Below are 23,442 nucleotides of genomic sequence, written 5' to 3'. Positions count from 1 at the left end.
CCGTACGGCGACGAATCCACCTGTCCTCTCATCGCCGTACGGAAGGGCCTTTTCCTCGCAAGGAGTTCACCCATGCCGCGCATCTTCTTCAACGGCCAGGCGATGGTCGGCGGCCCCTTCCACGCCAAGGTCGCCGACGCGCTGATCGGGCCCGCCCGGACCGCTCCCGGCTACCGCTTCTTCTCCATCGACCACAGTGGCGGCACGGACGTCTGCCCGGGGCTGCTGCCCGACCCGGACGTCGACACCGCCATCGAGGGCGAGCTGTACGACATCAGCCTGGAGCGGCTGCGGGACGTCGTGCTGCCCGGCGAACCGCGCGAGCTGGAGCTGGGCGTGATCACGCTGGAGGACGGCTCCGCGTGCTTCTCCATGCTGCTCGCCCGGGGCGAAGTCGAGCGCGGCGTCCACCGCGAGATCACCCACCACGGTGGCTGGCGCACCTACCTGTCGACGATCGGGCGCGCGGCCTGACGGCGGACGGATGACAGCGAACAGATGACGGCGACCAGATGACAGATGACAACTTTCGTCATCTGTTCGCTGTCATCTGTTCGCTGGGGCTCCCCGCCCGGAGGTCGCCCCCGAGCTCGCCGGGGTGGGGGCGGGCCCGCGCCGGGCACGCCGCGGCCCCGGACCCTCGCCGTGGGTCCGGGGCCGCGGTCCGCGCACCCGCTGTGAGGTGCGCGGAGTCCGGGGGCACACCGTCCCTGGGTGCCCCCGGAGTCCGAGGGGTGTCAGACCGGTCGGGCCGCCAGCTCCCGGGCGGCGCGGGCGCAGTCGCGCGCGATCCGGTCCTCGTTGACGGTGGTCAGCTGCCCCTTCTCGACCACCGCGTTGCCGTTGACGAACAGCGCTGACAGCGGCGGCAGGGCGCCGAAGGTGAGCGCGGCGATCGGGTCGGCGATGGAGGAGTGCATGACCCCGTCGATCTTCCACAGCGCCAGGTCGGCGAGCTTGCCGACCTCGATCGAGCCGATCTCGTTCTGCCGGCCGAGCACCCGGGCGCCGCCCATGGTGCCGAGACGCAGCGCCTGGCGTCCGGTGAGGGCGGTGGGGGAGCCGTGCAGCCGGTTGATCAGCAGGGCGTTGCGCAGCTCGGTGCCGAGTTCGCCGGACTCGTTGGAGGCGGTGCCGTCCACGCCGAGGCCGACCGGGACTCCGGCCCGGAGCATGTCGGGTACCCGGGCGATGCCGGCGGCGAGGCGGGCGTTGGAAGAGGGACAGTGGGCGACGCCGGTGCCGGTCTCGGCGAACTTGGCGATGTCGGAGTCGTTCATGTGGACGCAGTGGGCCATCCAGACGTCCTCGCCGAGCCAGCCGACCGACTCGAAGTAGTCGGTCGGGCCCATGCCGAACAGCTCCTTGCAGAACTGCTCCTCCTCGGCGGTCTCCGAGCCGTGGGTGTGCAGCCGGACGCCCTTGCGGCGGGCGAGTTCGGCGGACTGGCGGAGCAGGTCGGTGGAGACCGAGAAGGGCGAGCAGGGCGCGATGGCGACGTGCAGCATCGAGCCGAAGGAGGAGTCGTGGTACCGGTCGACGGCGGCCTCGGAGGCGGCCAGGATGTCGTCCAGCTCCTCGACGGCGTGGTCCGGCGGCAGGCCGCCGTCCTTCTTGCTGCGGTCCATCGAGCCGCGCAGCGCGGTGAACCGCAGGCCGAGCTCCTGGACGGCCTCGATGGAGGCGCCGAGGACGTCGCCGCCGTCCTGGGGGAAGACGTAGTGGTGGTCGGAGGCGGTGGTGCAGCCGGACTTGAGCAGCGCGGCGGCGGAGCCCTGGCTGGCGGCGTGGACGAGCTTCTCGTCGATCCGGGCCCAGGTCGGGTAGAGGGCGACCAGCCAGTCGAACAGGATGTTGTCCTGGGCGAGGCCGCGGGTGATCCACTGGTAGAAGTGGTGGTGGGTGTTGACCAGGCCGGGGGTGATCAGGTGGCCTTCGCCGTTGATGCGGCGCACCACGTTGTCCAGCCACGCCGGGGCGGCGCCGTCGCCGACCGACTCGATCGTGTTGCCGAGGATGACCACGTGGCCGCGGGCGTACTCGGTGTCGTTGGCGTCGACGGTGGCGATCGCGACGTTCTCGATCACGATCCGCTGGTCGGCGGGCGGGGGCTGGACTGCCATGGTGTCTCCTAGTGGGGGAGGGCCGGGAGGAGGGCGCGTCGGGGCGAGGCGCGCTCCTCCCGGACCGGTCAGGACGGTGTCGCCGTCGGCACCGTCGCGCCGGAGCCCTCGCCGGATCTGGACCGGCGGGCGGCTCCGACGTGGTGGAAGAGCAGGTTGAGCAGGACGGCCATCACGCAGCCGGCCGAGATCCCCGAGTGCATCAGGGTCCGTACGGCCTCCGGGAAGGAGTCGTAGAACGTCGGCGCGGCGATCGGGACGATGCCGACACCGAGCGAGACCGACACCAGGATGGTGTGGGAGCTGGACTCCATGCCGGCCTCCGCGAGGGTGCGGATGCCGCTGGCCGCGACCGTGCCGAAGAGCACGATCCCGGCGCCGCCGAGGACGGGCTGCGGTACCAGGGAGACGACCGAGCCCAGCACGGGGAAGAGCCCCAGCAGGACCAGGATGCCGCCGCCGGCCGCGACCACGAAGCGGCTGCGGATCTTCGTCAGCGCGACCAGCCCGATGTTCTGGGCGAAGGCGCTGGCGGCGAAGCCGTTGAAGACGGGGCTGAGCGCGGTGGCCAGGCCGTCGGCCCGCAGGCCGGCGGCGAGGGTGGTTTCGTCGGCCTCGCGGTCGACGATCTTGCCGAGCGCGAGCATGTCGGCGGTGGACTCGGTCATCGAGACCACCATGACGATGCAGAGCGAGACGATCGCGGCCGCGTCGAACATGGGCGCGCCGAAGTGGAACGGGGAGGGGAGCGCGAAGACCTTCGCGTCCCGGACCGCGCCGAAGTCGGCCAGTCCCAGCGGGAAGGCGATCAGGGTGCCGAACGCCAGGCCGACGAGCAGGGACAGCTGCTGCCAGAAGCCGCGCAGCAGCCGGTTGCAGAGCACCACCGCGGCGAGGGTGATCGCGGCGAGGCCGATGGCCCGCATGGAGCCGTACCCGGGGGCGCTCGGCGAGCCGCCGCGAGCCCAGTTGACCGCCACCGGAAGCAGGGACACCCCGATGAGGGTGATCACGGTGCCCTGGACGACCGGGGGGAAGAACCGGATGAGCTTGCAGAAGTACGGCGCCGCGAGGAAGCACAGGGCCCCCGCGACGATCACCGCTCCGAAGATCACCGGGAGGGCGTTCTTCGGTCCGTGTTCGTTGGCGATGGCGATCATGGGCGCGACCCCCGCGAAGGAGACGCCGTTCACGAACGGCAGTCGCGCGCCGATCTTCCAGACCCCGAGGGTCTGGAGGAGGGTGGCCAGTCCGGCGGTGAACAGGCTGGCCGATATGAGCAGGGCGAGTTCGGCGGGCGAGAGCCCGACGCCGGCGCCGACGATGAGCGGGGGTGCGACGACCCCCGCGTACATCGCGGCGACGTGCTGGAGTCCGGTGGAGAACAGTTTCACCGGGGGCAGCAACTCGTCCACGGGGTGGGTCCCGGGCCCGGACTCCTCGCCGGGGAGGCTGGTGGAGGTGTCCGGGCCAGGGGGTCCTGCCGGGGTGGAACCGCCGTCTGTACTGGTGTTGCTGGGTGCCATGTCGAGCCCCTCTTGTGCCCGTGGCTCCCGGCGCGCCCGTGGCGCTGGAGTGCGGCTGGTGGTGATGTGGCCGAGGACGGGACGGCGGTGCAAGGATTCCTCGGCCGGCCTCTCCAGTGCCCCGGGCCGGCCGCCGCGAGGCAGACACGAACTCCGGTGGGTGGGGGTGGAGAAACTGGTGGTGCGGGTGATACGGATGGCGCAGGTGGTGCCGGTGGTGCCGATGGACCGGCCCGCCCGGACTCGACCGGCCTGAGGGGGCCGGCGGGTGCGGCGATTCCGGGCGGTGTCCACGGTGGTGGGGGAGGTCAGGCGACCGGGATGACCGGGACGACGCCCTCGCGGTGCACGGTGCCCTCGATCAGGCCGTACATGCGGTCCGCGGCGTAGTAGACCTCGTTGTCGTTCTTGAGGCCGAAGGGCTCCAGGTCGACGAGGAAGTGGTGCTTGTTGGGCAGCTCGAGGCGTACCTCGTCCACCTCGGCGCGGTTGTTGAGGACCCGGGTGCCCATCGCGTGCAGGGTCTGCTGCAGCGAGTAGGAGTAGGTCTCGGCGAACGCCTCCAGCATGTGGCGCTTCACGTGGGCGTAGGAGCGGTTCCAGTTGGGCTGGGCCTCGCCGTCCTTGCCGCTGTAGCCGTACTTCCAGCGGGCGGTCACCTGGGTGGCGAGGATGCGGTCGTACGCCTCCTGCAGGGTGGTGTACTTGTCCTTGATGTAGCCCCAGAACTCCGAGTTGGTGGAGTTCATCACCACGAGGTCCTTCAGGCCGGAGATGACCTGGACGGACTCACCGTCGTAGAAGATCTCGGTGGTGCGGACCTCCTGGCCGCTGCGGACGAAGGAGTGGCCGACCTCCTCCGAGCCGATGAAGCGGGCCGAGCTGTCCGGCGTCTTGATCCGGTCCCAGGTGTACTCCTCGATCCGGATCCGGGCGCCGTGCACGACGCCGCGCTCGGTGTTGTCGACGAAGTGGCGCGCCAGGATGATGCCGAAGGCCTCGGCCGACTCGATGCCGTACTCCTTGGCGAAGGCGTAGACGGTGTTCTTGGTGGTGTCGGTGGGGAGGCAGTTGGCGTTGGACCCGGTGAGGTGGACGTCCTCGAACTCACCCTGGAGGGAGACCGAGACGTTCAGGTCCTTGATCTCGTGCCGGGTGGAGTCGCGGGAGACCCGGACGATGCGGTTCTCCGCCTTGCCGTACTGGTTCTGACCGAGCACGTGGGCCATGACGTGGCTCCTAAAGCTTCCAGGTCGGTCTACTAGCTTCCGCGGTAGACCGAGTATCCGAACGGGTTGAGCAGCAGCGGCACGTGGTAGTGGTGCTGTTCGGGCGCGACCGTGAAGACGATCGAGACCTCGGGGAAGAACGGCGGCTCCGACGACTTGAGCGCGTAGTGGGCGCCGGTGTCGAAGAGCAGCCGGACGACCGAGCCCGCCTCCACGGCCGGCAGGTCCTTGACCCGGCCGTCGGAGTCCGTGGCGGAGGTGCCGAGCACCTGCCAGCCACCCTCGGTGTGCAGTGCGAGCTCGACCGGGACACCCTCGGCCGGGCGGCCGAGGCTGGTGTCGAGCACGTGGGTGGAGATGCCAGTCATGGGTGAAGTGACCTTACTGATGGCAGATGTGATGGTGTGCCAGTTCCCGAGCGACCTGCCGGGCGCGTGAGCGGCGACTTGGTCATGACGGTACGTCAGAAGTGCGGTCAGGAGCCGTCGATCAGGCGGTTGAGGCGGATGTCGTTGATCTTGCGCAGCTCCCCGCGGACGATCTCCGCCTCGGTGGCGGCGTCGTTGGGGTGGCGCTCGCGCAGGGCGGCGAGCATGCCGACCGCGGTGCGGCCGGTCGCGCAGATCAGGAACACGTGGCCGAACTTCGCCTCGTAGGCGGTGTTGGCCTCGCGCAGTTCGTCGAGGACCGCTTGGTCCACGCCCTGGATTCCGGCCTGCTCGCGCTCGGAGGTGGCGTCGCCCGTCTTGGGCTTGCCGATCCGGGCGTGGCCGGCCATCGCGTCGCGCAGGTCCTCGGCCGTCAGCGACGCCATGGCCGCCGCGTTGGCGGCGAGCAGGGCCTCGCGGTCGGACCAGGGCTTGGCCTCCGCGACCGCGGCGGCCCAACGGGGGCTGGAGCATACCTCCAGCAGGATCGCCTCCAGCTCCGCGGCATCGGCCGCGGCCAGGGCGTCAAGGGCGTGGGGGTGGTTGGTCACGAGTGGACCTCCTGAAGAGTGGTGCCACCCGCAAAAGCTAGATCGACCCCACCCGGGCGTCAACACTTTGTTGAACGGTTGGTGGTTACGTTTTGAACCGGCCCGGGATGCCGGGCCCTTTCGTGTGCGATTCGCCAAGTGTGCCCCGCCGCGGGCCGATCCAGACTGGCCGTACCGGCGGGGTCACCCGTTCGGAAAGTCCCGTCGGTCAGGAGGGCTTCGAGCCGTCCTGGCGGTTCAGGTAGTTGTACACCGTGAAGCGGCTGACGCCCAGGGCCGAGGCGACCGTCTCGACGCCGTGGCGGACGGTGAAGGCGCCGCGCTCCTCCAGGAGGGCGACGACCCGCTGCTTCTCCAGTCGGTCCAGCTCGGCCAGGGGGCGGCCGTCGAACTGGCGGGTCATCTCGGCCAGCAGTCGGTCCAGCGCGCTGCTCAGGTGCGGCAGTCGGACGGCCAGCGCCGGCGTGCCCTCCCACTCCAGGATGACGTCCTCGATCTTCGCCTCGTCCAGCGGGACGGGCGTCGCGCCGACCGCGTCCAGCAGCGGCTTCATCGCCGCGGCGAGCGGGTGTTCCACATGCTCGGTCACGGCGTACCGCCCTCCTCGTCCAGGACGCTGACCTGGACGGAGATCCGGGTCGCCCCGGCGTCCAAGGTCTCCCGGAGCAGTTTGGTCACCGCGGCGAGGACCTGTTCGGCCTCGCCCTCGGCGCCGGTCCCGAAGGGGCCGACCGACACGGCCAGGCCCGCCTCGTCGACGGCCTTGCGGGCCGCCGCGGCGTGCTCCGGGAACGTGTCCAGTTCGAACGGTTCTGTCGTGAACTCCACCATCAATCGCACGGGATCACTGTATCCAGCGAGGGTGCGGGCGGGCAGGGGCTGGGCGATCGAACAGTCGCGGTACCAGCGGCGGAGCACCCTCCGAGCGTCTTCAACAAAATGTTGCGGCGCCCTTGACACTCGCTTCATCGGCCGGAGATGCTTCCACCACACAGAATCCCTCTTCCGGATCGTGGAAGTTGCGGATGACGGAAGAGAGATGAGAGGTGATTGACGTGACGGCCGCTGCCAAGCACCACTACACGGTCAACCTGTCGATCCTGTTCGGCGAGCTGCCGCTCCTGGAGCGCCCCGCCGCGGCAGCCGCGGCCGGCTTCACCGCCGCCGAGCTCTGGTGGCCCTTCGGGGAGGAGCACAACCCCTCCGAGGCCGAGCTCGACGCACTCCGCAAGGCGTTCACCGACGCCGGGGTACGGCTCACCGGCCTCAACTTCCTGGACGACCTGAGCAAGGGCGCCCGCGGTACCGTCTCGGTTCCCTCCGAGCGGGACCGCTTCCGGGCCAACGTCCCGGTCGCCGCGGAGCTTGCCGGCTCGCTCGGCACCAAGGCGCTCAACGCGCTGTACGGCAACCGGGTCGAGGGCGTCGAGGCGGCCGAGCAGGACGCGCTCGCACTGGACAACCTGGTGCTCGCCGCGAAGGCCGCGCACGAGGTCGGCGCGATCCTGCTGATCGAGGCCCTGAACCAGGCCGAGTCCCCGGACTACCCGTTGGTCTCGGCGGCCGCCGCCGTCGAGGTGGTCGACAAGGTCAACGCCGCCACCGGCCTGGGCAACGCCCGGTTCCTGTGCGACCTGTACCACCTGGCCAAGAACGGCGAGGACCTGGCGCAGGTCATCGAGACCTACGCCGACCGCATCGGCCACGTTCAGATCGCCGACAACCCGGGCCGCAACGAGCCCGGCACCGGCGGACTGGACTTCGAGGACCTGTTCGCCCGGCTCACCGCCGCCGGCTACACGGGCCCGATCGGCCTGGAGTACCGCCCCTCCACAGGCGTCAGCGCCGACAGCTTCGGGTGGCTGCCGCGCGAGCTGCGCACCGCCGAATAGCGCCACTCGGCTCTCGGCCGACCCACCCGACCTCCCACCCGCACACGTAAGGAACTCGACGCGATGAGCCGCAAGATCGCCTTCATCGGCCTCGGCATCATGGGCAGCCCGATGGCCGCCAACCTGGTCAAGGCCGGCCACCACGTCACCGGCTTCAACCTCACCCAGCCGCAGATCGACGCCCTGGTCGCGGCCGGCGGCCACGGCGCCACCTCCATCGCGGACGCGGTGAAGGACGCCGAGGTCGTCATCACCATGGTCCCGGCCGACCCGCACGTCGAGCAGGCCATCCTGGGCGAGGGCGGCGTACTGGAGAACGTCCAGCCCGGCACCCTGGTGATCGACATGTCGTCGATCACCCCGCAGACCTCGATCAAGGTCGAGGCGGCCGCCAAGGCCAAGGGCGTCCGGACGCTGGACGCCCCGGTCTCCGGCGGCGAGGCCGGCGCCGTCGAGGCCGTTCTGTCGATCATGGTCGGCGGCGCCGCCGAGGACTTCGCCGAGGCCAAGCCGCTGTTCGACGTGCTGGGCACCACGGTCATCCACGTCGGCCCGGCCGGCGCCGGCCAGACCGTCAAGGCCGCCAACCAGCTGATCGTCGCCGTCAACATCCAGGTGCTCGCCGAGGCCGTGGTGTTCCTCGAGAACGCCGGCGTCGACCTGCAGGCGGCCCTGGACGTCCTCGGCGGCGGCCTGGCCGGCTCGACCGTGCTCAACCGCAAGAAGGCGAACATGCTGAACCGCGAGTTCGCCCCGGGCTTCCGGATCGACCTGCACCACAAGGACATGGGCATCGTCACCGACGCCGCCCGCGCCGTGGGCGCCGCGCTGCCGGTCGGCGCCGTGGTGGCCCAGCTGGTCGCCTCCGCCCGCGCCAACGGCGACGGCTCGCTCGACCACTCGGCGCTGCTGCGCGGCGTCGAGCGGCTCTCCGGCCGCGAGGTCAAGTAACACCCCCCGGGGGCTCCCGTGCGGAGCCCTCGGCCCGAAGCTCCTCCTGGCGGCGTGTACCCATCCGGTCGTGCCCGCGTCGCCAGGAGGTTTGACCCGACCGGCGTGCGGGCTGGGGCTCATCCGCCCGCCCGCCGGTCGATCCAGCCGGTGATGCGTACTCCCTTCCAGGGGGCACTTCGGTCGTGCCTGCGCGTCGCCTGGCCCCTTCCCCGCCGAGGGGAGCCTCTCGTACGTCGGAAGCGGGACGAGGGGAACGGCGGGGAGGGGGTCGCACCCTCCCGGGGCCTCCGGCCCCTCCCAGGCCGACCGGGCCCTCCCAGGCCGACCGCACCCTCCCGGGGCCTCCGGACCTTCCCGGGCCGGAACGGCCGAGGGGGTCGCACCCCCGGACCCCCGGGCACATGCTTGACGCACGTCGCAGTACCACCGCCACACCCGTACGGAAGCGAGGACCGCATCATGCCGCCCACCCCCCGCCAGGGCCATGTGGTCGTCGCCCCCGACAAGTTCAAGGGCACCCTGGAGGGTGCCGAGGTCGCCGCCCGGATCGCCGCCGGGATCCGGCGCGCCGCGCCCGGCACCGAGGTGCGCGAGCTGCCCGTCGCCGACGGCGGCGAGGGCACCCTGGCCGCCGCGCTCGCGGCGGGCTTCGACCGCGTCCCGGCCAAGGTGGCCGGCCCGACCGGCCTGCCGGTGGACGCCGCGCTCGCCGTCCGGGGCGACACCGCCGTGGTCGAACTGGCGCAGTCCTCCGGGCTCGCCCGGCTGCCCGGCGGCCGGACCGCCCCGCTCGCGGCCGGGTCCTACGGGGTCGGCCAGCTGATCGCCCGGGCAGTCTCGCTCGGCGTCAAGCGGATCGTGCTGGGCCTCGGTGGCAGCGCCTGCACGGATGGCGGCGCGGGTATGGTGCAGGCGCTCGGAGGGCGTCTGCGCGACGCCGAAGGCGCCGAACTCCCGCCCGGCGGAGCCGCGTTGCGCAGGCTCGCGGAGATCGACCCGGGCCCGCTGGCCGACGGCCTGCGCGGCGTCGAGATCGTGGTGGCCTGCGACGTGGACAACCCGCTGCTCGGGCCGCGCGGCGCCACCGCCGTGTACGGCCCGCAGAAGGGCGCCGACGGCGACGACCTGGTGGTCCTGGAGGAAGGACTGACCCGGTTCGCCGACCTGGTCGCCGAAGCCACCGGACGGGACGTCCGGGAGGCCCCCGGCGCCGGCGCCGCGGGCGGGGTGGGCTTCGCCGCCCTCGCTCTGCTCGGCGCCACCATGCGACCCGGCATCGAGCTGCTGCTCGACCTGCTGGGCTTCGACGAGGCCGTGCGTGGGGCACGCCTCGTCGTGACCGGCGAGGGCTGCCTGGACGCTCAGACGCTCCACGGCAAGGCCCCCGCCGGAGTTGCCGCGGCGGCCGCCCGGGCGGGGGTTCGGGTGGCCGCCGTGGCAGGTCGACTGGAACTCGCCGAGCCCCAGTGGCGGGCGGCGGGCTTCACCGCCGCGATCGCGCTGACCGACCTGGCCGAGCAGCCGGGGGACAGCATGACCAGGGCCGCCGAGCTGGCCGAAGTCGCGGGGGAGAAGCTGGCCGGCGAGCTACTGGCGCGCTGAACCCTCGTACGTTCATCCATTGACGTTTTGTTGAAGGCGGGCCTAGGCTCCCGGCAATCCCTCGCCTCCTCCCGCGTTCGACCACCCTCGAACCACCCGAGAAGCACCCTCGGACACCTCTCCAGCCGCCCCCAAACCACCCCCCAACTCCCAGGTTTCGGAGGTCTCCCATGCCTTTCAGCCAGCCGACGGTGATCCGCTCCCGACGGGTCGTCCTGCCCGACGGCGAGCGCCCCGCGGACGTGCTGATCCGGGACGGGAAGATCGAGCAGATCGTCGCGCACGGCTCGCTCACGGTCGGCGACCGCGAGCTCGCCGACCTCGGCGACACCGCCCTGCTGCCCGGCCTGGTCGACACCCACGTGCACGTCAACGAGCCCGGCCGCACCGAGTGGGAGGGCTTCGCCACCGCCACCCGGGCCGCCGCGGCCGGCGGCGTCACCACGATCATCGACATGCCGCTCAACTCGATCCCGCCCACCACCACGGTGGAGGGGCTGCTGGCCAAGCGGAAGACCGCCGAGGGCCAGGCCTGGGTCGACCTCGGCTTCTGGGGCGGTGCCGTCCCCGGCAACGTCGCGGACCTCGAACCCCTGCACCGCGAGGGCGTGTTCGGCTTCAAGAGCTTCCTCGCCCCCTCCGGCGTGGACGAGTTCCCGCACGTCGAGGCCGCCGACCTGGAGGCCGCCCTGGCCGAGCAGGCCCGGATCGGGGCGCTGGCGATCATCCACGCCGAGGACCCGACCGTCCTCGCCGCCGCCCCGCAGCAACCCGGCGTCCACTACCGGGACTTCCTGGCCTCCCGCCCCGCCGACGCGGAGACCGCGGCCGTCGCCCACCTGCTGGACACCGCCCGGCGCACCGGCGCCCGGGTGCACATCCTGCACGTCTCCTCCTCCGCCGTCCTGCCGCTGCTGCGCCAGGCGCGCGAGGACGGCGTCCGGGTGACCGCCGAGACCTGCCCGCACTACCTGACCCTCGCGGCCGAGCAGGTGCCCGACGGCGACACCGCCTTCAAGTGCTGCCCGCCGATCCGCGACGAGTCCAACCGGGACGCGCTCTGGGAGGCCCTGGCGAACGGCGAGTTCATCGCCGTCGTCTCCGACCACTCGCCGTCCACCCCCGACCTCAAGCTGCTGCCCGAGTACGGCGGCAACGGGGACTTCGCGGCCGCCTGGGGCGGCATCGCCTCGCTGCAGCTCGGCCTGCCGGCCGTCTGGACCGAGGCCCGCCGCCGCGGCCACACCCTGTCCGACGTCGTGCGCTGGATGTCCGCCGGGCCGGCCGAACTGGTCGGCCTCACCGGCACCAAGGGCGCCATCGCGCCCGGCCACGACGCCGACCTGGTCGCCTTCGACCCCGACGGCGAGTTCGCCGTCCACGCGAGCGGCCTGCACCACCGCAACCCGGTGACCCCGTACGCGGGCCGGACCCTCACCGGCGCGGTGCGCGGCACCTGGCTGCGCGGCCGCGAGGTGGACACCGGAGCCCGGCCCTTCGGCCGGCAGCTCGCCCGGCCCGCTGCCCCTGCCACCCCCCGCAGCACCGCCCGTACCACCGCGCGGACCACCACCCGTTCCACCACCCCGTCCGATCGCGCCTGAAACCGAACGCGCCTACAGAGGAGAGTCAGTGACCACTGCCGACACCCCGAGTGCTCCCTTCACCGAGCTGGTCAACCTGGCCTCCCGGCTGCTCGGCGCGGGCGTCGTCGCCACCAACGAGGACACCTTCGCGGACGCCGAGAACCTGCTGGTCGCCAAGCCGGCCGAGTTCCGCCCGCACACCTTCGGCCACAAGGGCCAGATCATGGACGGCTGGGAGTCCAAGCGCCGCCGCGGCGTCTCCGCCGAGCAGCCGCACCCCACCGACCAGGACCACGACTGGGCGATCGTCCGGCTCGGCGCCGGCGGCGTGATCCGCGGCGTGATCGTGGACACCGCCCACTTCACCGGCAACTACCCGGAATCCGGGTCCGTCGAGGCTGCGTCCGTACCCGGCCACCCCTCGCCCGAGGAACTCGGGGACGCCGAGTGGACCACGATCGTGCCGCGCACCCCGCTGCGGGGCGACACCGCCCACGAGTTCGCCGTCGAGGACGGCACCCGCTATACCCACGTGCGGCTGAACATGTACCCGGACGGCGGCATCGCCCGGCTGCGCGTGCACGGCGAGGTGCTGCCCGACCCGCGTGAGCTGGACGGCCTCACCTTCGACCTGGCCGCCCAGGAGTACGGCGGCGTGGCCGAGGCGGCGTCCGACCGCTACTTCTCCTCCCCGCACAACCTGAACGCTCCCGGTCGCGCCTCCGTCATGGGCGAGGGCTGGGAGACCCGGCGTCGGCGCGACAAGGCCAACGACTGGGTGCAGATCGCCCTGGCCGGGGGTGGTGAGGTCCTGGCCGCCGAGGTGGACACCACCCACTTCGTCGCCAATGCCCCCGGCTGGGCCGACCTGATCGGCTTCGATGCCTCGACCGGAGCCGACCCGGCCGCCGGCGAGTGGTTCGAACTCCTGCCCCGCACCCGCCTGCAGCCCGACACCCGGCACCGCTTCCGGCTCGACACCGGACGCCCGGTGACCCATGTGCGCATCAACGTCTACCCGGACGGCGGGCTCGCCCGCCTCCGGCTCACCGGCCGCCTCACCGAGGCCGGCCGCGCGGCCCTCGCGCTGCGCTGGTTCAACGCCGTCCCGGCTGCCGAGGCCGCCACGGCCCTCACCGAGGCCGGGCTGACCGCCGACGAGGCCGCCGCGCTGACCGCCGCCCGCCCGCTGGCGGACCCGGCCGCGGCCGCCGCCGCCGTCGCGGCGCTCCAGCCGGGCGACGGCCCCGACGGCGAGCGCTCCTCCCGCCGCCGCTCGGCCGTCTGGCGCCTGCTCGGCGCCTGAAGCGCCCATCCGCTGAAGTGTGACGGCCCGTCAGTCCACTCTCCACGCACCGCTCTTATCGACACCTGAAGGACCCTCCATGTCCAAGATCCTGACCACGGAGTCCGGCGCCCCCATCGCCGACAACCAGAACTCGGCCTCGGCCGGCGAGTACGGCCCGCTGCTGATCCAGGACCAGCAGCTGCTGGAGAAGCTGGCCCGGTTCAACCGCGAGCGCATCCCGGAGCGCGTCGTGCACGCCCGCGGCTCCGGCGCGTACGGCTACTTCGAGGTCACCGACGAGGTGTCGCAGTACACCCGGGCGGACTTCCTCGCCGAGGTCGGCAAGCGCACCGAGGTCTTCCTGCGCTTCTCCACCGTGGCCGGCAACCTGGGCGCCAGCGACGCGGTGCGCGACCCGCGCGGCTTCGCGCTGAAGTTCTACACCGAGGAGGGCAACTACGACCTCGTCGGCAACAACACCCCGGTGTTCTTCATCAAGGACCCGATCAAGTTCCCCGACTTCATCCACTCGCAGAAGCGCGACCCGTACACCGGCGTGCAGGAGGCGGACAACGTCTGGGACTTCTGGGCCCACTCGCCCGCCTCGACCCACCAGATCACCTGGCTGTTCGGCGACCGCGGCATCCCGGCCTCGTACCGCCACATGAACGGCTACGGCTCGCACACCTACCAGTGGGTCAATGCCAACGGCGACGCCTACTGGGTGAAGTACCACTTCAAGACCAACCAGGGCGTCCGCTCCCTGGACGGCGACCAGGCCGCCGAGGTGGCCGGCGCCGACGCCGACTCGCACCAGCGCGACCTGCACCAGGCCATCGAGCGCGGGGTATTCCCGTCCTGGACCCTCTACGTCCAGCTGATGCCGGTCGCCGAGGCCGCGGACTACCGCTTCAACCCCTTCGACCTCACCAAGGTGTGGCCGCACGCCGACTACCCGCTGGTCAAGGTCGGTCGCCTGGTGCTCAACAGGAACCCGGAGAACGTCTTCGCCGACGTCGAGCAGTCCGCGTTCTCGCCGAACAACTTCGTGCCCGGCATCGGCCCGTCCCCGGACAAGATGCTCCAGGGCCGGCTGTTCGCCTACGCGGACGCCCAGCGCTACCGCCTCGGCGTCAACCACACCCTGCTGCCGGTGAACGCCCCGCGCGCCACCGAGGCCGCCAACTACGGCCGCGACGGCCTGATGGCCACCAACACGGCCGGCCGTGGCAGGAACTACGAGCCCAACTCGTACGACGGCCCGGCCCAGACCGACAACGCGCTCGCCGCGCCGGTCAAGGTCGAGGGCCACACCGGCACCTACACCACGCCGGCCCACAGCAAGGACGACGACTTCTTCCAGGCCGGTGAGCTCTACCGGCTCATGTCGGACGGGGAGAAGGGCCGCCTGATCGCCAACATCGCCGGCTTCCTGGCGCAGGTGACCCGCGACGACATCGTCGAGAAGAACCTCGCCCACTTCCACGCCGCGGACGAGGAGTACGGCGCCCGCCTGGCGGCGGCCGTCGCCAAGCTGCGCTCGGGCGACGAGGGCTGACCGACAGTCACCGACTGATCCTCTTCATCCGCACCACCACCCTCACGGCCGCCGGGCCCGCACCCGGCCGCCGTACGACGGGCCCCTCCCTCCGGGCAGTGGGGGAGGGGCCCGTCGCGGTTTCCGCCGGGTCGCGGTTCCCGGGTCGGGCGGGTCGGCCATGGCTTCCACTGCGTGATCGCCCGGCCGAGAAGTCCCAGGTCGACCGGAGGTTGCTGCACGGAATGTTCACGGATATTCACGGACGGCAGTCGCCGGAGCCACCGGGTCGATAGGCTGGTGCGTGCCCGCGGTCGCTCCGTGGGGGGACATCGGAAGGGGACGACATGTCGACACCAGCCCCGGGTCGTCACGCCGCGCTGGACCAGGGCCTGACCGGCCAGTTCACCTCCCTGCAGCACGCCCTCAGACTGCTGGAGGCGGTCGACCGCCACCCCGACGGCGCCACCCTGGTGGGCCTCGCGCGGGAGACCTCGCTCGGGCTGCCGACCGTGCGGCGGCTCGCGGAGATCCTGGAGATCGAGGGCTACCTCCAGTGTCAGGACGGCGGTTGGGTGCTCGGCGGCACCTTCGCCCTGCTCGGCCAGCAGAACCGGGAGCAGCTGGTCAAGGCCCGGCTCGACCGCAAACTCGCCGAACTCCGAGACGAGTTGGGCGCCGCGGTGTACTTCACCCGGTACCACGACGGCGAGTTGTCGGTGGAGGCGGTCTCGGCGGCCGACTACGCGCCGGCGGTGCAGGAGTGGGTGGACTTCCGGGCCACCGCGCACGCCAGCGCGATCGGCAAGTGCCTGCTCGGCCAACTGGACGCGGACGCCCGGCGCGACCACCTCTCCCGGCACCCGGTCGCCCGGCTCACCTCGCGTACGGTCACCGACGCCGACCAGCTGATGCACCGGCTGGAGCGGCAGCCGGCAACCGTACCGGTGCTGGACATCCAGGAGTACGCGCTGGGCACGGTGTGCGCGGCCGTGCCGATCACGGCGGGCAGCACGGTCGGCTGCCTGGCCACCTCGATGCCGGTGGGCAACGTCCACAAGCTGAAGGCCGCGGCCGAGCTCCTGGCGGCCCGGGCGGCGCCGTTGATGCTGGCGATGGCGGTCTGACGGCGGGGCGGCGGTCGAGTCCGTGAGTTCGCCGCGCCCCTGAGTCGTCGCGTTCCTGAGTCGTCGCGTTCCTGAGTCGTTGCGTGCATGAGTCGTCGCGTGCATGAGTTCGAGGAAGCCCTGCCGGGAAACCGGTGGGGCTTCCCGCGTTTCCCGTGGTGTTCGCCGGTGCACATCACTTATTAGACTCGATGTCGATAAGGGTCGCCGAAACCCTTGTCCCCATCGCTACCCGCGAGTACGTTTCCCTGAGCCGAGCCGCCGCCCCCAGGTCAGGAGGGCCTGCCATGCCCCGTCCCACCCCCGTCCCCGCCCTCGCCGCCCCCGCCGCGCGCGTGCACGACAGCCTCGTCCTGGAGCCCCGGGACGTCCGCTTCGACTGGGCCCAGCTGCCGCTGCACTGGATCCCGGACGAGCCGATGGCCACCCACGTCATCAACGTGCTGCACCTGCTGCTGCCCGAGGGCGAGCGCTGGTTCGTCAAGGTGTTCAAGGAGGCACTGCCGCTCATCCGGGACGAGCAACTGCGCGAGGAGGTCCTCGGGTTCATCGGCCAGGAGGCCATCCACGCCGAGGCGCATCAGGAGGTCCTCGACCACCTGCTCGGCCAGGGGCTCGACCCGCGGCCGTACGTCCGGCAGGTCTCCTGGCTGTTCCGGCGGGTCCTGGGCGACAAACCGGGGCTGACGCCGGCGCGGCGGCGGGAGAACATCATCGAGCGGGTCGCCTTCGTCGCGGCCATCGAGCACTTCACTGCCTTCCTCGGCAACTGGATCCTCAACTCCCCAGGCCTGGACCGGGCCAAGGCCGACCCGACGATGCTCGACCTGCTGCGCTGGCACGGTGCCGAGGAGGTCGAGCACCGCAGCGTCGCCTTCGACCTGATGGTCCACCTGGACCCGGGCTACCTCCGGCGGATCCGCGGGATGGCGGTGTCCGGGCCGCTGCTGGTCCACCTCTGGGTGCGCGGCGCACGCTTCCTGCTGGCCGCCGACCCGACTCTGGCGGGGCGGCTCAAGCCCAGCTGGCGGGAGGCCGGGCGGATCGCGAAGCGCGGCCTGCTGCCGGATCCGCTTGGGTCCCTCCGCTCCGGGCTTCGGTACCTGCGGCCGGGCTACCACCCGACCCAGGAGGGCTCCTCCAGCCAGGCGCTGGGCTACCTCGCCACCTCCCCGGCCGCCCGCGCGGCCGCCGCGAGCGGCTGACGGTCGACGGGCTTCGGCGGACGGGGTTGGGCGAACGGATTTCAGCAAACAGAAGACGTCATCTGTTATCTGTTATCTGTCATCTGTCGGTTGTCGTCCGTCGTCCGTCGTCCGTTCGCCGAAGTCCGAAGGCCCGAATCCGTCAGCTGTCACCCGCCCTCCTCTCCCGACGCCAAGGACCCCCGCCGGATGGACCAGCTCACCCCGCCTCCCGACCTCTACGGCCGCCCGCGCGCCGACGCGTTCATGCGCAGGCTCACCGCCTTCGGCGACCGCTACTCCCCGGCCCTCGGCGGCCCCCTGCTGCGGCGCAACCCCCGCCGCCCGTACAGCCGCCCCCTCCCGCCGCTCCAGCTGGTGGTCACCGCTCGGCGTGAACTCGCCGCCGACGTAACCGAGTTGCAGCTCGCCGACCCCTCCGGCGGCCCGCTGCCGGCCTGGCAGCCCGGCGCCCACCTGCGCCTCGCCCTGCCCTCCGGCCGCGAGCGCCACTACTCCCTCAGCGGCGACCCGGCCGACCGCGCGGCCTACCGCATCGCCGTCCGGCGGCTGCCCGAGGGCGGCGGCGGGTCCGTCGAGATCCACGACACCCTGCACCCCGGCGCCCGCCTCACCGCCCGCCGCCCGCGCAACGGCTTCGCCTTCTGCGCCGAGCCCGCCGTCCTCCTGCTGGCCGGCGGCATCGGCATCACCCCGCTGCTCCCGATGGCCCGCGAGGCGCAGCGGCACGGCCTGGACTGGCGCCTGGTGCACGTCGGCCGCAGCGCCGACACCCTCCCGTACGCGGACGAGCTGCGCGCCCTCGACCCGCACCGGGTGGTGCTGCGCACCGACGACGAGCACGGCGGCGTCCCCACCGGCGCCGAACTGCTCGCCCACGCCCCGCGCGGCGCCGCCGTCTACTGCTGCGGCCCGGCCCCGATGCTCGCCGCCGTGCAGCGGGCCCTGGACGGATCCCAGGCCACCGCCCTGCACTTCGAGCGCTTCGGTGCCGCCCCGGTCACCGACGGCGCGCCCTTCGCCGTCCGCGTCGGCGCCGACGGCCCGACCCTCGACGTCCCCGCCGACCGGTCCGCCCTGGACGTGCTGCGCGAGGCCCGCCCGGACCTCCCGTACTCCTGCCACCAGGGGTTCTGCGGCACCTGCGAGGTCCGTGTGCTGGCCGGTGCGCCCGACCACCGGGACCGCCGCCTCACCCCCGAGCAGCGCGCCGACGGCGCCCTGCTGCCCTGTGTCTCCCGGGCCGCCGAGGGTGAGACCCTCGTGCTCGACCTCTAGAAGGAGCCCTTGCCATGGCGAAAGCGACCCCCGCCTTCCGCTACACCGAGCGCGACCTCGCCCGCTTCCGTGAGACCCAGCAACTCGCCTACCACTGCGCTGAGCAGGTCGCCGCCTGGATCGAGCCCGGCGTCACCGAGCGGCAGGCCACCGCCGAGCTGCGCCGCCGCCTGGTCGCCGCCGGGGTGCAGGACTTCTTCCACGTCCCCTTCGCCTGGTTCGGCGACCGTACGGCGTTCCGGCACTTCCACACCCCGCTGCAGTTCTTCGCCGGAAACCGGCGCCTCGAGGAGGGCATGCCGTACGTCCTGGACTGCGCCCCCGTCGTGGACGGCTACACCGCCGACATCGGTTACGGCGGCAAGGTGGGCGAGAACCGGGTCTGGGACAAGCTCGCCGCCGACCTCGAGGTCTACCGCGGGCTCATCCTCGCCGAGGTGCGGGCCCGCAAGCCCCTCGACGAGGTGTACGCGGCGGTGGACGCGCAGCTCGCCGCGCACGGCTACGACAACCGCCACCAGGTCTACCCGGGCCGGGTGATCGGCCACCAGGTCACCCGCACCGTCACCCGAGGACCGGCCGGGGTGAACGTCTTCGGCTTCGGCGTGCGCACCCTGCAGACCCTCGGCCGCGAGCTCATCTCCGAGCGGCTGCACGGCCGTTCACCGCTCTGGGCGGACGGCCGGTCGTCCCGGCACGCGCCCACCCCGGGCCTGTGGGCGGTCGAGCCGCACATCGGCTTCCGCGGTGTGGGTATCAAGTTCGAGGAACTGCTGGTGGTCACCGAGGACGACGCCTACTGGCTCGACGACGACCTGCCCCACGTCCGCCGCTGGAACACCGAGGCCACCACAGCCACCGAGGCCACCACAGCCACCGAGGCCACCACGGTCACGGCGGCCACCACCCTCGAGAAGACTGCCGAGCCGACCGCCCTGGAGGCCACCCGATGACGACCCCCACCCGCCGCCGGACCGTCCACTCCGGCGGCCTGCCGCTTGCCGTCTTCGAGCAGGGCGACCCGGACGCCCCCACCGTCCTCCTCGTCCACGGCTACCCCGACACCCACACCGTCTGGGACGACATCGCCGCCGACCTCGCCCGCGACCACCACGTGGTCCGCTACGACGTGCGCGGCGCCGGCGAGTCCGGCGTCCCGGAGGACCGCGACGGTTACCGGCTGGAGCGGCTGGCCGAGGACCTGTTCGCCGTCGCCGACGCGGTCAGCCCGGACCGCCCGGTCCACCTGGTCGCCCACGACTGGGGCTCGGTCCAGTCCTGGGAGGCCGTCACCGCGCCCGGCGCCGAGCACCGGATCGCCTCGTACACCACGATGTCCGGCCCCAGCCTGGACCACATGGGGTACTGGCTGCGCCACCGGCTGCGCCGCCCCACCCCCCGCCACCTGAAGCAGCTGCTCCACCAGGGCCTGCACTCCTGGTACATCACCGCCTTCCACCTGCCCTACCTCGCCCCCGGCGTCTGGCGCCTCGGCCTCGCCCGGGCCTGGCCGCGGGTGCTGCGCGACCTGGAGCACGTCACCCCGCGCGCCGACCACCCGCAGCGCACCCTGCGCCGCGATGCGGTGCGCGGCATCGAGCTCTACCGGGCCAACTTCCGCCCCACCCTGGGCCGTCCGCGTGAGCGGCCGACCGAGGTGCCGGTCCAGCTGATCACCCTCACCCGGGACCGCTACGTCGGCACCTACCTCTCCGAAGGCCTGGAGCGCTGGGTGCCCAAGCTGACCCGCAGGACGCTGCACGCCGGCCACTGGTCGGCACTGCTGGAGAAGGGAGCCACCGTGGCCGGGATGATCCGCCACTTCACCGCCCGCATCGAGGCCGGGCAGGCCGCGCAGGCCGGGCGGACGGACGAGGCCGGGCGGGCGGACCAGGCCGGACAGGCCGGTCAGGCCCAACCCGCCCTGGACGACGGCCGCTTGGTGGTCGTCACCGGCGGCGGCAGCGGCATCGGTCGGGCCACCGCGCTGGCCTTCGCCGAGGAGGGCGCCCGGGTGGTGGTCTGCGACCTGGACCTCGCCGCCGCCGAGCGCACCGCCGAACTCGCCTCGCTGATCGGCCCGGCGGCGCACGCCTACCGGGTGGACGTCTCCGACGGCGCGGCGGTGGACGCCTTCGCGCAGGCCGTCGCCGCCGAGCACGGGGTGCCCGACGTGGTGGTCAACAACGCCGGAATCGGTCACTCCGGGACGTTCCTGCAGACCACCGAGAAGGAGTGGCAGCGCGTCCTGGACGTCAACCTCTGGGGCGTGATCCACGGTTGCCGCGCCTTCGGCACCCTGATGGCCGATCGCGGCCAGGGCGGCCACATCGTCAACATCTCCTCGGCCGCCGCCTACCTGCCCTCCAAGGCGCTCACCGCCTACGCCACCAGCAAGGCCGCGGTGTTCATGCTCTCCGACTGCCTGCGCGCCGAGTTCGTGGGCCACGGCATCGGGGTCTCCACCATCTGCCCGGGTATCGTCAACACCAACATCACCCGCACCTCCACCTTCTCCGCCACCACCGTCGCCGAACAGAGCGCCAAGCAGGCCCGCGCCGCCAAGCTCTACGCCCGCCGCGGTTTCCCCCCGGAGAAGGTCGCCACCGCCATCCTCGCCGCCGTCCGCACCGGCAAGCCCGTCGTCCCCGTCACCCCCGAGGCCAAGGCCGCCCGCTTCCTCTCCCGCCTCAGCCCCGGCCTCCTCCGCCTCGCCGCCCGGCTTAACGTCACCTGACCGCCTCCACGTCACCTGACCGGGGAACGTCGCCGGAACGGGCCAGGCGGCCGTCCATGGGCCTGTGAGAGCATCCAGGCCCATGGAGATGACAACCGCCCTGTGGTCCTTCGCCCTCGTCGTGGGGCTGCTCACGCTGACGCCGGGGCTCGACACCGCGCTGGTCCTGCGGACGTCCGCGCTGGGGCGGCGGCGGCAGGCGTGGGGGGTCGTGCTCGGGATCCAGACCGGGACGCTGATCTGGGGGACGCTGACCTCGGCCGGGGTGACGGCGCTGCTGACCGCCTCGCAGCTGGCATACGAGGTGCTGCGCTGGGCAGGCGCCGCGTACCTGGTGTGGATGGGCATCGGGATGCTGCGCGACCGGGGTGCCCAGGCGGCGGCCGAGGAGGAGCCGGAGGAGGGCGGGTTCGGGCACGGCTGGCGGCGGGGCACGCTGACCAATCTGCTGAACCCCAAGGTCGGGGTCTTCTACGTGGCCGTGCTGCCGCAGTTCATCCCGGCCGGCGTGCCGCACTTCGCCGCCGGCGTGGCGCTGACCTGCGTCCACGTCGTGGAGGGCCTGCTCTGGTCGACGGTCCTGGTGGGCTTCGCCCGGGTGCTGCGCGGTTGGCTGCGCCGGCCGGCCGCGCGCAGGCTGATGGACCGGGTGACCGGCGTGGTGGTGGTGGGGTTCGGCGTCAGGCTGGCGCTGTCCGACTGATCAGGTCGCCCGCTCGGGGTCCGGTGAGTGGCACTCCGCCGTGCTTCGGGCTCCACTGGTAACGCCATCGTCCGATGGAAACCAGTAGAGAGGAACCCCTCATGGCGATCGTCGTGGTCTTCGACCTTCCCGGTGTGACCCAGGCCCAGTACGACGCGGTGATCAAGGCCCTGACCGGTGGCACCTCCGGCTTCAACGTGCAGTCCGACCTGCCCGTCAGCGGGATCGTGTCGCACGTGGCCGGTCCGACGGACACCGGCTGGCATGTGACGGACGTCTGGGAGTCCCGGGATGCCTTCGCCCGCTTCTCGGAGGTGCTGGGACCGATCCTCCAGGACGTCGGCATCCCGACCGACACTCCGCCGCAGATCTTCGAGGCCTACCGCGTGGTGCGGTGAGGCGGTCACGCCGCGTGCGGTGAACTGCTTCCGGCCGGTTCCTTCGAAACGGCGGACACGTCGTGGTGGATCGGCCCGTCTCCGGTGCTCAGCGGCAGGCAGCTGCCGCCGCGGCGGTGGGCGATGATCTCGGCGGCGACGGAGACCGCGGTCTCCTCGGGGGTGCGCGAGCCGAGGTCGAGGCCGATGGGGGAGCGCAGCCGGGCGAGTTCGGTCTCGGTGAGCCCGGCGTCGCGCAGTTTGGCCTGGCGGTCCCGGTGGGTGCGGCGCGAGCCCATCGCGCCGACGTAGCCGACCGGCAGCCGCAGGGCGCGTTCCAGCAGGGGGATGTCGAACTTGGCGTCGTGGGTGAGCACGCAGAGCACGGTGCGTCCGTCGATCCGGCCGAGTTGGGAGTCCAGGTAGCGGTGCGGCCAGTCGACCACGACCTCGTCGGCCTCGGGGAAGCGGCGGGTGGTGGCGAAGACGGGCCGGGCGTCGCAGACGGTGACGCGGTAGCCGAGGAACTTGCCGATCCGTACGACCGCGGCCGCGAAGTCGATCGCCCCGAACACGAGCATCCGCGGCGCGGGCACGTAGGACTCGACGAAGCAGGTGACGGTGCCCTGCTCGTGTTCGTCGCAGGGGCGTCCGTCCAGGCCGAGGACGAGCCGGCCGGTGCGTCCGGCCTCCAGCATGGCCCGCGACTCGGCGATGATCGCCCGTTCCAGTCCGCCGACGGTGGACGGCTTCACGGAGAGTGCTCCGGTGGCGTCGTCGGCGGTGACGGCGAGGGTGGCGCCGAGGAGTCCGCCCGGCCCGGCGATGACCCGCACCAGCGCCACGGGCGTGCCGGCGGCGATGTGCGCGATTCCGGTGTCGAGCCCGGCGTCGGCCCCCGGCACGACCGGCTGGACGAACACGTCGAGGATCCCGCCGCAGGTCAGCCCGACCGCGAAGGCGTCCTCGTCGCTGTACCCGAAGCGTTCCAGGACCGGCTCGCCGCTCTCGATCGCGGCCTGGCACAGCTCGTACACCGCGCCTTCGACGCAGCCGCCGGAGACGCTGCCGATCGCCTCGCCGTGCGCGTCGACGGCGAGCGCCGCGCCGGGGTCGCGGGGAGCGCTGCCGGAGACGCCGACCACGGTGGCCACGGCGAAGGCGCGCCCGGCCGCGTGCCAGGCCTGCAGCTGTTCGGCGATGTCCTGCATGGCGGAGGCTCCTTACACGGTTTCGACAGTAGCGGGGACGCCGCCGTACGGGAAACGATCCCGTACGGCGGCGGTGTCGCAGGGAGGG

General features: G+C 72.3%; 21 protein-coding genes and 1 pseudogene. 14 read left to right on the top strand and 8 right to left on the bottom strand.

The window, feature by feature from the left end; all coding sequences use genetic code 11:
- Positions 1 to 72: 72 nt before the first annotated feature.
- Positions 73 to 474, top strand: coding sequence for a gamma-glutamylcyclotransferase (locus tag ACIBEC_RS00895; RefSeq protein ID WP_360490025.1), 402 nt, complete (start codon positions 73 to 75; stop codon positions 472 to 474).
- Positions 475 to 737: 263 nt separating this feature from the next.
- On the opposite strand, the gene ACIBEC_RS00890 is transcribed toward ACIBEC_RS00895, so the two are convergent.
- The 7 genes from ACIBEC_RS00890 to ACIBEC_RS00860 form a co-directional block, all read right to left on the bottom strand.
- Positions 738 to 2,123: an 8-oxoguanine deaminase gene (locus ACIBEC_RS00890; RefSeq protein WP_360490023.1), complete on the bottom strand. Its 1,386-nt coding sequence runs from the start codon at positions 2,121 to 2,123 to the stop codon at positions 738 to 740.
- A gap of 68 nt (positions 2,124 to 2,191) precedes the next feature.
- Positions 2,192 to 3,649, bottom strand: coding sequence for a nucleobase:cation symporter-2 family protein (locus tag ACIBEC_RS00885; protein WP_360490021.1), 1,458 nt, complete (start codon positions 3,647 to 3,649; stop codon positions 2,192 to 2,194).
- A 308-nt stretch (positions 3,650 to 3,957) separates the two neighbouring features.
- Positions 3,958 to 4,878: a factor-independent urate hydroxylase gene (pucL, locus tag ACIBEC_RS00880; protein ID WP_360490019.1), complete on the bottom strand. Its 921-nt coding sequence runs from the start codon at positions 4,876 to 4,878 to the stop codon at positions 3,958 to 3,960.
- 32 nt (positions 4,879 to 4,910) lie between these two features.
- Positions 4,911 to 5,246, bottom strand: coding sequence for a hydroxyisourate hydrolase (gene uraH / locus ACIBEC_RS00875; RefSeq protein WP_360490017.1), 336 nt, complete (start codon positions 5,244 to 5,246; stop codon positions 4,911 to 4,913).
- A gap of 107 nt (positions 5,247 to 5,353) precedes the next feature.
- A complete protein-coding gene (uraD, locus tag ACIBEC_RS00870) occupies positions 5,354 to 5,857 on the bottom strand; it encodes a 2-oxo-4-hydroxy-4-carboxy-5-ureidoimidazoline decarboxylase (RefSeq protein ID WP_360490015.1) in 504 nt (167 codons plus the stop codon).
- Positions 5,858 to 6,065: 208 nt separating this feature from the next.
- On the bottom strand, positions 6,066 to 6,446 hold the full coding sequence (locus tag ACIBEC_RS00865) for a helix-turn-helix domain-containing protein (protein WP_360490013.1): 381 nt from the start codon (positions 6,444 to 6,446) through the stop codon (positions 6,066 to 6,068).
- A complete protein-coding gene (locus tag ACIBEC_RS00860; protein WP_396287674.1) occupies positions 6,443 to 6,688 on the bottom strand; it encodes a thiamine-binding protein in 246 nt (81 codons plus the stop codon). Before ACIBEC_RS00860 ends, ACIBEC_RS00865 begins: the two co-directional genes overlap by 4 nt.
- Positions 6,689 to 6,903: 215 nt before the next feature.
- Between ACIBEC_RS00860 and ACIBEC_RS00855 the strand changes: the two genes are divergently transcribed.
- The 13 genes and pseudogenes from ACIBEC_RS00855 (at position 6,904) to ACIBEC_RS00795 (ending at position 22,164) form a co-directional block, all read left to right on the top strand.
- Positions 6,904 to 7,749: a TIM barrel protein gene (locus ACIBEC_RS00855; protein WP_360490009.1), complete on the top strand. Its 846-nt coding sequence runs from the start codon at positions 6,904 to 6,906 to the stop codon at positions 7,747 to 7,749.
- Between the two features lie 63 nt (positions 7,750 to 7,812).
- The gene (locus ACIBEC_RS00850) at positions 7,813 to 8,700 is read left to right on the top strand and encodes a 2-hydroxy-3-oxopropionate reductase (protein WP_360490007.1); all 888 of its coding nucleotides are present in this window, start codon (positions 7,813 to 7,815) and stop codon (positions 8,698 to 8,700) included.
- 462 nt (positions 8,701 to 9,162) lie between these two features.
- Positions 9,163 to 10,305 carry a glycerate kinase gene (locus ACIBEC_RS00845; RefSeq protein WP_360490005.1) on the top strand — a complete coding sequence of 381 codons (1,143 nt, stop codon included), beginning with the start codon at positions 9,163 to 9,165 and terminating at the stop codon, positions 10,303 to 10,305.
- 170 nt (positions 10,306 to 10,475) lie between these two features.
- Entirely contained in the window at positions 10,476 to 11,909 is a 1,434-nt protein-coding gene (allB, locus tag ACIBEC_RS00840) for an allantoinase AllB (protein WP_360490003.1), read from the top strand.
- Positions 11,899 to 12,984 (top strand): annotated as a pseudogene (alc, locus tag ACIBEC_RS00835) (allantoicase); the annotation flags it as partial. The gene allB and the pseudogene alc, both read left to right, overlap by 11 nt.
- A gap of 292 nt (positions 12,985 to 13,276) precedes the next feature.
- Positions 13,277 to 14,737 (top strand): catalase, encoded by a 1,461-nt coding sequence (locus ACIBEC_RS00830; RefSeq protein WP_360489999.1) that lies wholly within the window; start codon positions 13,277 to 13,279, stop codon positions 14,735 to 14,737.
- A 326-nt stretch (positions 14,738 to 15,063) separates the two neighbouring features.
- On the top strand, positions 15,064 to 15,843 hold the full coding sequence (locus ACIBEC_RS00825; RefSeq protein WP_360489997.1) for an IclR family transcriptional regulator C-terminal domain-containing protein: 780 nt from the start codon (positions 15,064 to 15,066) through the stop codon (positions 15,841 to 15,843).
- Positions 15,844 to 16,130: 287 nt separating this feature from the next.
- Positions 16,131 to 17,048 (top strand): metal-dependent hydrolase, encoded by a 918-nt coding sequence (locus ACIBEC_RS00820; protein ID WP_360489995.1) that lies wholly within the window; start codon positions 16,131 to 16,133, stop codon positions 17,046 to 17,048.
- A gap of 189 nt (positions 17,049 to 17,237) precedes the next feature.
- Positions 17,238 to 18,326, top strand: a complete 1,089-nt coding sequence (locus ACIBEC_RS00815) for a PDR/VanB family oxidoreductase (protein WP_360489993.1) — start codon at positions 17,238 to 17,240, stop codon at positions 18,324 to 18,326.
- Positions 18,327 to 18,340: 14 nt separating this feature from the next.
- A complete protein-coding gene (locus tag ACIBEC_RS00810) occupies positions 18,341 to 19,279 on the top strand; it encodes a M24 family metallopeptidase (protein WP_360489991.1) in 939 nt (312 codons plus the stop codon).
- Positions 19,276 to 21,063, top strand: a complete 1,788-nt coding sequence (locus ACIBEC_RS00805) for an SDR family oxidoreductase (RefSeq protein ID WP_360489989.1) — start codon at positions 19,276 to 19,278, stop codon at positions 21,061 to 21,063. The genes ACIBEC_RS00810 and ACIBEC_RS00805 overlap by 4 nt, the downstream gene beginning before the upstream one ends.
- Before the next feature lie 82 nt (positions 21,064 to 21,145).
- Positions 21,146 to 21,766 carry a LysE family translocator gene (locus tag ACIBEC_RS00800; RefSeq protein ID WP_360489987.1) on the top strand — a complete coding sequence of 207 codons (621 nt, stop codon included), beginning with the start codon at positions 21,146 to 21,148 and terminating at the stop codon, positions 21,764 to 21,766.
- A gap of 101 nt (positions 21,767 to 21,867) precedes the next feature.
- A complete protein-coding gene (locus tag ACIBEC_RS00795; protein ID WP_360489985.1) occupies positions 21,868 to 22,164 on the top strand; it encodes a hypothetical protein in 297 nt (98 codons plus the stop codon).
- 5 nt (positions 22,165 to 22,169) lie between these two features.
- On the opposite strand, the gene ACIBEC_RS00790 is transcribed toward ACIBEC_RS00795, so the two are convergent.
- Positions 22,170 to 23,354, bottom strand: coding sequence for an XdhC/CoxI family protein (locus ACIBEC_RS00790; RefSeq protein WP_360489983.1), 1,185 nt, complete (start codon positions 23,352 to 23,354; stop codon positions 22,170 to 22,172).
- Positions 23,355 to 23,442: the final 88 nt, after the last annotated feature.

The organism is Kitasatospora sp. NPDC051164 (assembly GCF_044455625.1).
In the GTDB taxonomy this organism is placed as follows: domain Bacteria; phylum Actinomycetota; class Actinomycetes; order Streptomycetales; family Streptomycetaceae; genus Kitasatospora.
This window is presented reverse-complemented; position numbering and strand designations above follow the sequence as displayed.